This is a genomic window from Xanthomonas codiaei (assembly GCF_002939785.1).
In the GTDB taxonomy this organism is placed as follows: Bacteria; Pseudomonadota; Gammaproteobacteria; order Xanthomonadales; family Xanthomonadaceae; genus Xanthomonas; species Xanthomonas codiaei.
The window spans coordinates 1-11,699 of the sequence record NZ_MDEC01000021.1 but is presented as its reverse complement, the minus strand read 5'-3'; the positions used below and the strand labels follow the sequence as shown (position 1 = coordinate 11,699).

The window sequence follows — 11,699 nt, the reverse complement described above, 5'->3', positions numbered from 1 at the left end:
GCGATGCGGTGGTGTGAGCGCGCGTCCACCGCGCCGATCCGCTACCGCGATGCAGGCGGGATCCGGACGGAGAGTCCGGGTGGAGCGTGCAACGCCTGCCCTGTGTAGACCGGTTGCAAGGCCTGGCGTTTGGGGTCTGGCAAATCACTGCCGGCAAATCACCGCATGAGCCCGGCTGCAAGACCGCCGCGACGAGACGGCCATGCGGCAGTGCTCAGCGATGCACCGAGCCCATGGTCGCTTCCGGATACCGGGTGCCGGCCGCGGCCTGTGGCGGAAAGATCGCATCGATGCGCGCCAGTTCGTCCGGCATCAATGCCACATCGAGCGCGGCGAGGTTTTCCTCCAGGTAGGCCAGGCGCTTGGTGCCGGGGATGGGGACCAGGTCCTGGCCCTGTGCCAGCACCCAGGCCAGGGCCAGTTGCCCGGGGGTGATGCCCTTGTCGGCGGCAATCGCCTTGACCTGCTCCACCAGCTGCAGGTTGCGGGTGAAGTTCTCGCCCTGGAAACGCGGCGAATGGCGGCGGTAATCGTCGGCATCGAAGTCGTCGGGCGAGGAGAACGCACCGGTGAGGAAGCCGCGCCCCAGCGGCGAGTACGGCACGAAGCCGATGCCCAGTTCACGCACGGTGGCGAACACGCCGTTGTGTTCCGGCTCGCGCGACCACAGCGAATATTCGGTCTGCACCGCAGTGATGGGATGCACCGCATGCGCACGGCGAATGGTGGTGTCCGCCGCTTCGGACAAGCCGAGGAAGCGCACCTTGCCCTGTTCGACCAGGCGCGACATCGCCCCCACGGTGTCTTCGATCGGCACGTTGGGGTCCACGCGATGCTGGTAGTACAGGTCGATGTGCTCCACGCCCAGGCGACGCAGGCTGGCTTCGCAGGCCGATTGCACGTAGGCCGGGCTACCATCGATGCCGCGCGCTTGCGGATTGTCCGGATCGAGCTTGATGCCGAACTTGCTGGCCAGGAAGACCTCGTGCCGGCGCGTGGCGATCGCCTTGCCGACCAGTACCTCGTTCGTGTGTGGGCCGTACATGTCGGCGGTATCGAGCAGGCTGACACCCTGGTCGAGCGCGCGATGGATGACCGCGATCGACGCCGCTTCATCGCTGCGATCGCCATAGAACGCGCTCATGCCCATGCAACCCAGGCCAAGTGCGGAAACGGTGGGGCCGGAACGGCCAAGCGTACGGGTTTGCATGAGGGGGCGGCTCCGTGCAGCGGGGTAGGCGGGCAGGGTGGTGTGGTGGGCGTTAGCGCGATGTGGGTCGAGCGCGAAGGTCTGGATGCCCAGGGCCGGTGGTCATCGGCCGCAGCAAGCGTCCAGACCGATCGCCACATCAACCGCGACAACACGTGCGCCCGACCGCAGGCGCCGTCGATCATCGATCATCAGCACATCGCCTGCCGCCTGCCGCCTGCCGCCCGCAGGCTGCCAAGGCGGCAAGGCCATCGATGCAGCGGCACTGGCGCGGCCGTCCCACGCACGCATCCGGCATGCGTTGCCACCGGCGTGCATCCACCTGCGCCAGGCAGGCAGACGCGCGCCGATGCCGGTGGCTCAGCCGCTGAGCTTGTTGGCGAAGTCGGCAACGCGCTTGCCGAACAGCCGGGCGGTCTCCAGGTCGCCAGCGCGCGGCGCCTCGTCCGGCGAGGCATCCGATGGCGAGATGGCCAGCGCACCGCCCCAGCCGCCGGTCCAGTTCACGTCCTGCGGCCCGTGCGCCTTGGTGTTGGAAGGCGGCAGGCCGGTGCCGACCCAGACCTGCCCGTGCTGCTGCGACAGGGTCCACAGGTACTGGATGGTGGCGTACTTGTCGCCATTGGCCGAGGCGGAGTTGGTGAAGCCGGCCGCGACCTTGTCCTTCCATGCCTGCGCAAACCACGGCTTGGAACTGTCGTCGGCAAATTTCTTGAACTGCCACGCCGGGCCGCCCATGTAGGTGGGGCTGCCATAGATGATGGCATCGGCGGCGGCGATCGCGTCCCAGGCACCGTCGGGCAGGTTGCCGTCCTGGCCGATCCGGTACAGCGTGGCTTCGGCCACGCTGGCGGCTCCTGCATGCACGGCTTCGGCCTGTTTTGCGGTATGACCGTAGCCGCTGAAGTACACGATGGCGATCTTGCTCATGGACGCTCCTGCCGGATGAAGGGGCCCGATTGTGCGCACACCAGGCGCGACAGGAACATGACCACGCACGGGACGAACTGTTGTCGTGGCCGTTCAGCCGGGCGCCGGCTCGGCCAGGCACTGGACCAGGTAATCGATGAAGCTGCGCACCTTCGGCGCCAGGTGGCTGCGGCTGGTGTAGACGGCGAAGATGCCGATGTCGCCGAGTTCGTACTCGGGAAGGATGCGTACCAGGCGGCCGCTGGCCAGATGTGCGGCGGCCAGGAAATCCGGTTGCATCACGATGCCCTGGCCGGCCAGCGCCGCCGCATTGAGCACATGACCGTTGTTGGCGCGCAGCCCGCCATGGACGCGCACGGCGATATCGCCGTCCGGCCCGTGAAAGCGCACCTCGTCGCCGCTCGGCGAGTAGTGGTAGAGCAGGCATTCGTGGCCGGCCAGATCGGACGGATGCGTGGGGGTACCGGCGCGTGCCAGATACTCCGGCGCTGCACAGGGCAGCAGCCGGACCGTGCCCAGTTGTCGCGCGATCAGCATCGGGGCCGGCTGGCGGGTGATGCGGATGGCGACATCGAAGCCCTCTTCGACCATGTCCACCAGCCGATCGGACAGCGACAGGTCCAGGTCCACCTGCGGATAACGCGCCCGAAACCCCGGCAGCAGCGCGCCCAGGCGCTCGATCCCGTAGCTTACCGGCGCATTGACCCGCAGCACGCCGGCCGGCTCCAGCGCCTGCGCGCCAATGGTGGCCTCCAGGTCGTCCAGGTCGGCCAGCAGCTGCAGGCAGCGATGGTAGTAGGCGGTGCCGGCGCTGGTCAGGCTGACCCGGCGCGTGGTGCGATTGAGCAGGCGGGTGCCCAGGCGTTGTTCCAGCGCGGCGACCTGCCGGGTGACGCTGGCCGTGGAGCGGTCCAGCGCCTCGGCGGCGGCGCTGAAGCCGCTGCGCTCGGCGACGGCGGTAAACACGCGCATCGCATCCAGGGTGTCCATGAGCGTTCGATTATTGCTGTGGTCGCAATAAATTATCCGAATCTGATGCGTTTATCAGAAATTTGCAGGTAATACCCTGTCGAGGTTCTTGAGCGAGCGCCTGTCCTGCCCGCCAACTCGGCGGTGGTTGGGAATATCCGGCGCTGTGGGCGTGCCGATCGTGCAGCCGCCGCCGGGCGATGGCACGTTGCGCCGAGCCGGCGCGTCGAACCCTGTTGTCTTTTCGAGGAGTCACTCATGCATCGCATGCCATCGCTGTATATCTCGCACGGATCGCCGATGACCGCCCTGCAGCCGGGCCAGGTGGGGCAACGGCTGCAGGAACTGCGGCAGCGGCTGCCGCGGCCGCGCGCCATCGTCGTGGCCAGTGCGCACTGGCTGGGGCGCCGCCCGCTGGTCAGCAGTGCGGCGCGGCCAGCCACCATCCATGATTTCGGCGGCTTCCCTGCGCCGCTGTACGAGTTGAGCTATCCGGCGCCTGGCGAGCCAGCCCTGGCGCAGCAGGTTGCGCGGCGGCTGGAGCAGGCCGGGCTGCATCCGCAACTGGACCCGCAGCGTGGTTTCGACCACGGCGTGTGGGTGCCGCTGCGGTTGCTGTATCCGGCGGCGGATATCCCGGTGGTGTCGGTATCGATCCAGCCGGAACTTGGCCCGGCGCACCAGTTCGCGCTGGGGCGCGCGCTGGCGCCGCTGCGCGAGGAGGGGGTGCTGGTGATCGGTTCCGGCAGCATCACCCACAACCTGCACGATTTCCGCCAGGGCTATAGCGCCGAGCGCGAAGCGCCGTACGTGCGGCCCTTCATCGACTGGACCGAGCGCAAGCTGCTGGACAACGATATCCCGGCCTTGCTCGATTACCGCCGCCAGGCACCGTATGCCGAGCGTGCGCATCCCAGCGACGAGCACCTGTTGCCGCTGTACGTGGCGATGGGCGCGGCCGGGAGCGAGCAACTCGGCGCACAGCGCATCGATGCCGGTATCGACCAGGGTTTCCTGGCCATGGACCTGTATCGCTTCGACGGCCACACCGCGCTTGCCGCCTGAGCAGGCAAGCATCGAGTGCAGCCGTGGCAGTGGCTGCACCCGCATGCTCTGAAGCATTCACGATGAACCAGGCCGCAGTCTCATAGGCTGAGACGCCCAGGTTGCATGCTGCCCGCGTGAAGATCCTCGACAAGCTCGCCGTCCTCGCCGACGCCGCCAAATACGACGCGTCCTGCGCCTCCAGTGGCGCCAACAAGCGCAATTCGCTGGGCACCGGCGGCATCGGCAGTACCGAGGGCATGGGCATCTGCCATTCGTACACGCCCGATGGCCGCTGCGTGTCGCTGTTGAAGATCCTGCTGACCAATTTCTGCGTGTTCGATTGCGCGTACTGCGTCAATCGCGTGTCCAGCAACGTGCGCCGCGCGCGCTTCACGCCTGAAGAAGTGGTCACGCTGACGCTGGATTTCTACAAGCGCAACTACATCGAAGGCCTGTTCCTGTCCAGCGGCATCATCCGCAACTCCGACTATACGATGGAGCAGCTGGTGGAAGTGGCGCGGCAGCTGCGCGAAGAGCATCACTTCGCCGGCTACATCCATCTCAAGACCATTCCCGATGCTGCGCCCGACCTGTTGGCTGCGGCCGGCCGCTATGCGGACCGCCTGAGCATCAATGTGGAACTGCCCACCGAGCAGGGTCTGACGCAACTGGCGCCGGAAAAAAGCGTGGGCGGCATCCGCTCGGCCATGGGCGAGCTGCGCTGGCGCATCGAGGAAAACCAGCTCGAGCGCAAGGCCGAAACCGTGCGTCGTGCCAAGCCGCCGCGGTTCGCGCCGGCTGGGCAGAGCACCCAGATGATCGTTGGTGCCGACGATGCCAACGACCGCAGCATTCTGGACACCAGCCACAATCTCTACGGCAATTACCGCATGCGCCGGGTGTATTACTCGGCCTTCAGTCCGATTCCGGACGCTTCGTCCAAGCTGCCGCTGCAGGCGCCGCCGCTGCAGCGCGAGCATCGGCTCTACCAGGCCGACTGGTTGCTGCGGTTCTACGAATTCAGTGTGGAGGAGATCGCGCCGGCGCAGTCCAGCGGCATGCTGGATCTGGACGTGGATCCGAAGCTGGCCTGGGCGCTGCGCAATCCCGAACGCTTTCCGGTGGATCTGAATGTGGCGCCGCGCGAGATGCTGCTACGGGTGCCGGGCCTGGGAACCCGCAATGTGGAGCGGCTGCTGTTGTCGCGCCGGCATGCGCGCCTGCGCGTGGGCGATCTGGCGCGGTTGCGGGTGCCGATGAAGAAGCTGCTGCCGTTCGTGAGCGTGCTGGATCATCATCCGCGCCAGCGCCTGGACGATCCGGTGCGGTTACGGGCGCAGCTGGCGCCGGCGCCTCGGCAGGCGAGTCTGTTCGATTGATGCCTGTCCCTTCTCCCGTCGGGAGAAGGTGCCCGAAGGGCGGATGAGGGTACGGCCGCATGCAGCAGCGGAAAGTCCTGGGTGCCGCCCGTAAAGCGAAGGCGATGGCGAGAATCGAGAGGCCAGGTGTAGACGATGTTCAGCGCTGAGGTGGAACCTGCGTGGAGTTTCGAGGCGTGGCGTGCGCTGGCGCGGGCGGGGTGGTGTGCGCAGGTGGAGCCTGACCATGTGGCGTGGAATGGGGGCGCGCAGGGTGGGTTGCTGATGGGCCAGGGGCTGTTGGAATTGCCGGTGCTGGCCGCACCGCCGCGGGTGTCGGCGGATTTCATGCAGCTGGCCGCATCGGTGCTGTGCCATCGCGATCCGCAGCGGCATGCGGTGTTGTATCGGTTGTTGTGGCGGATTGCCTCGGGCGAGAAGGCGCTGCTGGAGCGCGCCACCGATGTGGACGTGCATCGCTTGCGGCAATGGCAGAAGGCGGTGCAGCGCGATACCCACAAGATGAAGGCGTTCGTGCGCTTCCGCCGGCTGCCGGGCGAAGAAGAAGACTTCGTGGCCTGGTTCGAGCCGGAACATCACATCGTGGACCGCGTTGCCCCGTTCTTTGCACGGCGCTTCGCCGGCATGCGCTGGGCGATCCTGACCCCGTATCGCAGCGTGCGCTGGGATGGCCATGCTCTGGCATTCGGCGAGGGGGCCGTGCGTACACAGGTGCCGGCCGACGACGCGCAGGAGACCCTATGGCGCACCTACTATGCGCACATCTTCAATCCGGCCCGGCTCAATCCCACCATGATGCGGCAGGAAATGCCGCAGAAATACTGGAAGAACCTGCCCGAGGCGGCGCTGCTGCCGGAGCTGATCCGCGAAGCCGGTGTGCGCGTGCGCGAGATGGCCGAGCGCGCACCCGAGCCGGTACGCCGCCGGGTGCCGGCGGCGCCGGTACCCGCTGCCGTCGAGGCGACGCAGAGCATCGCGCAGCTACGCGCGGCCGCGCGCGATTGCCGACGCTGCGAGTTGTGGCGGCCGGCCACCCAGACCGTCTTCGGCGAAGGGCCGGAGGATGCGGCCGTCATGGTGATCGGCGAGCAGCCCGGCGATGAAGAGGATCTGAGCGGGCGTCCCTTCGTCGGGCCTGCCGGGCGCCTGTTCAACATGGCCTTGGGCGAGTTGGGCGTGGATCGCAGTGGGTTCTACGTGACCAATGCGGTCAAGCACTTCCGCTTCGAGCAACGCGGCAAGCGCCGCCTGCATCGCAACCCCGAGCGCACGCATGTGCAGGCCTGCAGCGGCTGGTTGCAGGCCGAGCGTGCCCAGTTGCGTCCCGCGCAGATTGTCTGCCTGGGCGCTACCGCGGCACAGGCGGTGCTGGGCAGCAGGTTTCGGCTGATGCAGGAGCGCGGGCAGTGGCTGCGCCTGGACGATGGCACGCCGGTACTGACGACCGTGCATCCGTCCTGGGTGCTGCGGCAGGGATCGGAGGCGGCGCGGGAGGAGGGCTATCGCGGCTTGGTGGAGGATCTGCGCCAATTGCTTTCGGCGCCCGGCGTAGCGCCAGCGCGTGGCGCCCACACCGCTTAGACGAGGACCAACGGCACGTGGAAACGCTCCGAGGACGCCTGGAGACACAAGAGCGCCTGGTCAAAAAGATGCGCGTGCATGCGCACGCGCACGGTGTCGCTGCTCGATTGACACCAAGGGAACGCGCGGCACGCCGCGTGTTCCGTCACCGCCGTGTTGCGGCGATGGTGCAGCCTGCGTTGGCGGGGCCTTGCGCAAGGCAAGCAACCGCATGAGGCAGGTGCCGCTGAGGTGCAGGGGCGTCCAGGCATGCGGGAAGGCATCCCAATGACGCTTTGCGCGGGCCCGGGCGCCCCTGCATGACACGTTGCTCAATTGCCGCCAAGGGCGATCGCCCGGTCGCACTGACCGGGCGACTGCATGCGGGGTTTACGGCATCAAGACCTTGTCGATCACGTGGATCACGCCATTGCTCTGCATGACGTCGGCAGTGGTGACGGTGGCGGTATTGCCCTTGGCATCGGTCAGGGTGACCTTCTTGCCGTTGAGCTTTGCGGTAAGCGATTCGCCCTGCACGGTGGTGAGCATGGCGCTGCCGCCGCCGGCCTTGATCTTGGCGATCAGCGAGGCCGCATCCACCTTGCCCGGCACCACGTGGTAGGTGAGTACCTTGGTCAGGGTGGGCTTGGACTCGGGCTTCAACAGCGTATCGACAGTGCCGGCCGGCAATGCGGCAAAGGCGGCATTGGTGGGAGCGAAGACGGTGAACGGGCCTGGGCCTTTCAGGGTCTCGACCAGGCCGGCGGCCTTGACCGCGGCGACCAGGGTGGTGTGATCCTTGGAGTTGGCCGCGTTGTCGACGATGTCCTTGGTGGCCAGCATCGGCGCACCGCCCACCATCGGGTTGGAGGCGGCGTACACCGGCGCCGTTGCGCTGGTGAGGGCAATGGCGGCGGCAATGGCAAGCGACTTCAATGAGGTCTTCATGAGGCAGCGATCCTTTGGGTAGGCGGGCGCCGGCTGGCGACCGTAGACCCTGATACGCCGCAAGACGCGCGCCGGATGCATCACGCGATCTTTACTTTATCGAAATTTCTGCCTGGGCTCGCTGCCGGCCATGGCATGGCGTCAGGTCGGCCTTGGGCCACGTGCGTTCGGGGGGAATGCAGCGTCACGGCTGTTCACATGGGCCTTATGTTGCACTGCACCTGGCGCGCTGCTCTGCACGTGCATATGGCAAACCGCTGCGCTGTGGCCCGTTCGACCAGATGCCACGTGCAATGCGGTGGATATTCTCAAGCAATGCGCTGGCGTCTGGTTGCAGGCATGCCGGCGGACTCCGGAAGTCGTACCGATGTTCGCTTCCATGCAAATGCAGTCAGTACGTCGAACGTAATCTCGCTCACCCCACATGTCTCATCGAACGAGGCTCGCCTGGAATGACCTCGACACCACCGCATCGCACCACATCCGTTCTCGCCGCCTGTCTGGCCGCAGCTTGCCTGGTGCTGTCAGGTGGTGCGCGGGCCGCGATGGAATCGCAGGAGCCAACTGCTGCTGCACAGGCGCCCGCCGCTGCTAGCTATCGGCCGCACCAGCAATGGCGCGTTCCGGGGGAATGGGAATTCACTGTCGATTCGGTGCGCGTTGCCAACGTCAGGCTGCGCGACGATGGTGGCGGCGCCTGGATGCCCAGGCAGGTGGTGGTATTGACGTACAGCTACAGGAATCTGGGCTTCGACGACAGCGCCAACTTCACCAATGGCGGGCCGTCGACGCTGGCATTCTCAAAGGCCCATCTCGGCATGGTCGATGCGAACGATTCGGAGAATGTCGGCTCAGGCAGCTATCCGGTGCGCATTGCGCTGGTGGAGGACGTCGAGGGCCGCAAGGTCGGGCAGGAGATGATCAAGGCGCAGTGGCCGTTCGCCTTTGCGAAGAAGGTCAGGACGGTCAAGGTCACGGTGGAGCATTACGATTCCAGGCTGGTCCTGCATGTGGCCAGCTTTGTGGTCCCGGTACAGGCTGCGCTGCCTGCGAAGCAGAGCGGTCACACGCCTGCCCGGTACACCTGATCCGGCCATGCACATGCCTTGCCAAGCGGTGCTGGTGCCGATCGGCGCTGGCGTGCGTGAGTCCCATGTTGGTGCTGTCTGCAACGGCGGCTGGTCACGCGCGCGCTCGGCGTACCGGGTTCTGCAGCGAGCGCGTGCCCCTCGAGCAGGTGCTGCCCTGAAGCAGGTCCATCGCACAGTGATCGGTCAATCACGATGGGCCGCGCGCAGCAGTTTGACCAGGCGAACCTGCGAGACCACGCAGCGCGATAGCGCCGGGTGAAGGCAGACATGGCGGCTTGCGCTGCACGGCGATCCGATCGCTTGATCGGACCTTGCAACTGCGCTGGTTGCTCACGCCAGCGTCGCCGACGCTGGCGGCGAAGACGACGCGTGCATGGCACCGCACGACCCGGGGGGCGCACGCAATCAGGCCGGTGTCCAGTGGCGCCCACTCAAAGCCACAGCATCCGATGCCAGCCACGGCATGCAGGTGACGCGCCGGTGTCCACGTGCAACGCAGCCCCAGGCGCAGCGCGTGCGGCAGCGGTGGTTTCATCACCGGTTGCAAACCGGTATGTTCCCGTAGGTGCGTTGCCTGGCGTCGCCATGGACGGTGCGGCGCGCGGCCATCTTTATCTTCCGGGTTTTGCATGCATTCGATCGATGTCGTCCTCGCCATGTTGCTGGCGGTCGCGGCCAGCGGTTATCTGATCCGCATCCTGCCGTTCTCGCTGCCGTTGCCCTTGGTGCAGATCGCGCTGGGCGCGGTGGTCTCCGGCGTGTTCGATGCAGGGCACGAGCTGGAACCGGAACTGTTCTTCCTGCTGTTCCTGCCGCCGCTGCTGTTTCTCGATGGCTGGCGCATTCCCAAGCAGGGCCTGTTTCGCGACAAGGGGGCGATCCTGGAGTTGGCGCTGGGGCTGGTGATCTTCACCGTCATCGGTGCCGGCTTCCTGATTCATTGGCTGATCCCGGCCATGCCGCTGGCGGTGGCCTTCGCGCTGGCGGCGATCATTTCGCCGACCGACCCCGTTGCGGTGTCGTCGATCGCCTCCAAGGTGCCGATTCCCAAGCGGCTGATGCACATCCTGGAGGGCGAGTCGCTGCTCAACGACGCCTCCGGCCTGGTGTGTTTCCAGTTCGCCGTGGCCGCGGTCCTCACCGGCACCTTCTCGGTGGCGACCGCTTCGCTGACCTTCCTCTGGGTAGCGCTGGCCGGGCTGGGACTGGGCGTGGCGACGACGTTCGGCCTGAGCCGGGTGCAGGGCTGGATCTGGCGGCATTTCGGCGAAGAGCCCGGCTCGGCGATCCTGGTCAACCTGCTCACGCCCTTCGCCGCCTACCTGCTGGCCGAAGCCTTTCATGCTTCCGGCATCCTGGCCGCGGTGGCCGCCGGCATCACCATGAGCTACGTGGAAATGGCCGGCAACGCGCCGGGCAACATGCGCCTGCAGCGCTCGGCGGTGTGGGACACGGTGCAGTTCACCTTCAACGGCATCATCTTCGTGCTGCTGGGCGAGCAGTTGCCGGGCATCCTGGATGGTGCGGTGCGCAGCGTGCAGGAGGCCGGTCATCTCAATCCGTGGTGGCTGGCGGTGTACGTGGCCACCATCAGCACCAGCCTGATGGCATTGCGCTTCGTCTGGGTGTGGCTGTCGCTGCGCTGGAACATCTTCAAGGCGCAACGCCGCGGCGAGCAGCATGTGAGCCCGCCGTGGCGGATCGTGGTGGCGGTGTCGCTGGCCGGCGTGCGCGGCGCCATCACCCTGGCCGGCGTGCTGACCCTGCCGCTGGTCCTGCAGGACGGTTCGCCGTTTCCGGCCCGCCAGCTGGCGATCTTCCTGGCGGCCTCGGTGATCCTGGTGTCGTTGCTGGTGGCCAGTGTCGCGCTGCCGCGCCTGCTGCGCGGGCTGGAATTGCCGGAAGAAGAAGACGAGCAACAGAAGGAAGACCTGGCGATCAAGGCGGCCTCGCAGGCGGCGCTGGAGGCGGTGGAAAAGCTGCGCCAGCGGCTGGTGGAAGACAGTGCGCATGCCGAGCGCTACAACGCCGCCGCCAACCAGGTCAGCCAGCGCTACCAGCGCAAGCTGGGCGCGGTGGACATGGCCGAGACCGACCCGGAAGAGGCCGGTGCCTTCGATCAGGCCTTGCGTCAGTTTCGCCACACCGCGCTGGTGGCCGAGCGCAACGAACTGTTCAAGCTGGCCCGGCGGCGCGAGATCTCCGACGACCTGTCGCGGCGGCTGGTGCGGAATCTGGATCTGATCGAGTCGCGCAAGCGCGCTTGAGCGCGCTGACGCGCGGGATTCGGGATTCGGGAATCGGGATTCGTAAAAGCAAAAGCAAAAGCCCGGGCAATGACCTTTTGCCGTAGGAGCACACCCGGGCGCGACAGGGCTGTCCCGACACCTCTGGACGTGCCGGCTAGAGAATCGGAAATCGCAGCGGCCATGGCGATGACCACGGCTGCGGTAGGAGGCGAGACGCATTCTCTGGACAGCCCGTCGCGCCCGGGTGCGCTCCTTGTATCTGGACATGGTCGCCTAACAGCGTTATGTCTTCCGACTGATCATCGGAGCAGATGCA

The 11,699-nt window shown here is 66.6% G+C and carries 9 protein-coding genes; 5 read left to right on the top strand and 4 right to left on the bottom strand.

Going from position 1 to position 11,699, the window contains the following annotated elements:
• Positions 1-214 precede the first annotated feature (214 nt).
• The 3 genes from XcodCFBP4690_RS14775 to XcodCFBP4690_RS14765 all read right to left on the bottom strand — a co-directional run bounded on the left by XcodCFBP4690_RS14775 (position 215) and on the right by XcodCFBP4690_RS14765 (position 3,130).
• Positions 215-1,210 carry an aldo/keto reductase gene (locus XcodCFBP4690_RS14775; RefSeq protein ID WP_104541952.1) on the bottom strand — a complete coding sequence of 332 codons (996 nt, stop codon included), beginning with the start codon at positions 1,208-1,210 and terminating at the stop codon, positions 215-217.
• Positions 1,211-1,570: 360 nt separating this feature from the next.
• Positions 1,571-2,140 carry a flavodoxin family protein gene (locus XcodCFBP4690_RS14770; RefSeq protein ID WP_104541950.1) on the bottom strand — a complete coding sequence of 190 codons (570 nt, stop codon included), beginning with the start codon at positions 2,138-2,140 and terminating at the stop codon, positions 1,571-1,573.
• Between the two features lie 93 nt (positions 2,141-2,233).
• Complete coding sequence (locus XcodCFBP4690_RS14765; protein WP_104541948.1) at positions 2,234-3,130, bottom strand: LysR family transcriptional regulator; 897 nt, start codon at positions 3,128-3,130, stop codon at positions 2,234-2,236.
• Positions 3,131-3,367: 237 nt separating this feature from the next.
• On the opposite strand from XcodCFBP4690_RS14765, the gene XcodCFBP4690_RS14760 reads away from it, so the two are divergent.
• From XcodCFBP4690_RS14760 to XcodCFBP4690_RS14750, 3 genes are all read left to right on the top strand, one after another.
• On the top strand, positions 3,368-4,174 hold the full coding sequence (locus XcodCFBP4690_RS14760) for a dioxygenase family protein (RefSeq protein WP_104541946.1): 807 nt from the start codon (positions 3,368-3,370) through the stop codon (positions 4,172-4,174).
• Between the two features lie 116 nt (positions 4,175-4,290).
• Complete coding sequence (locus tag XcodCFBP4690_RS14755) at positions 4,291-5,535, top strand: putative DNA modification/repair radical SAM protein (protein ID WP_104542090.1); 1,245 nt, start codon at positions 4,291-4,293, stop codon at positions 5,533-5,535.
• A gap of 135 nt (positions 5,536-5,670) precedes the next feature.
• Complete coding sequence (locus XcodCFBP4690_RS14750; protein WP_104541944.1) at positions 5,671-7,116, top strand: UdgX family uracil-DNA binding protein; 1,446 nt, start codon at positions 5,671-5,673, stop codon at positions 7,114-7,116.
• Positions 7,117-7,485: 369 nt separating this feature from the next.
• On the opposite strand, the gene XcodCFBP4690_RS14745 is transcribed toward XcodCFBP4690_RS14750, so the two are convergent.
• Entirely contained in the window at positions 7,486-8,043 is a 558-nt protein-coding gene (locus tag XcodCFBP4690_RS14745; RefSeq protein ID WP_167394637.1) for a fasciclin domain-containing protein, read from the bottom strand.
• 293 nt (positions 8,044-8,336) lie between these two features.
• Here XcodCFBP4690_RS14745 and XcodCFBP4690_RS23140 point away from each other — a divergent pair, with 293 nt between their 5' ends.
• Positions 8,337-9,131 (top strand): hypothetical protein, encoded by a 795-nt coding sequence (locus tag XcodCFBP4690_RS23140; protein WP_244183668.1) that lies wholly within the window; start codon positions 8,337-8,339, stop codon positions 9,129-9,131.
• Between the two features lie 632 nt (positions 9,132-9,763).
• On the top strand, positions 9,764-11,401 hold the full coding sequence (locus XcodCFBP4690_RS14735) for a Na+/H+ antiporter (RefSeq protein ID WP_104541942.1): 1,638 nt from the start codon (positions 9,764-9,766) through the stop codon (positions 11,399-11,401).
• Positions 11,402-11,699 lie beyond the last annotated feature (298 nt).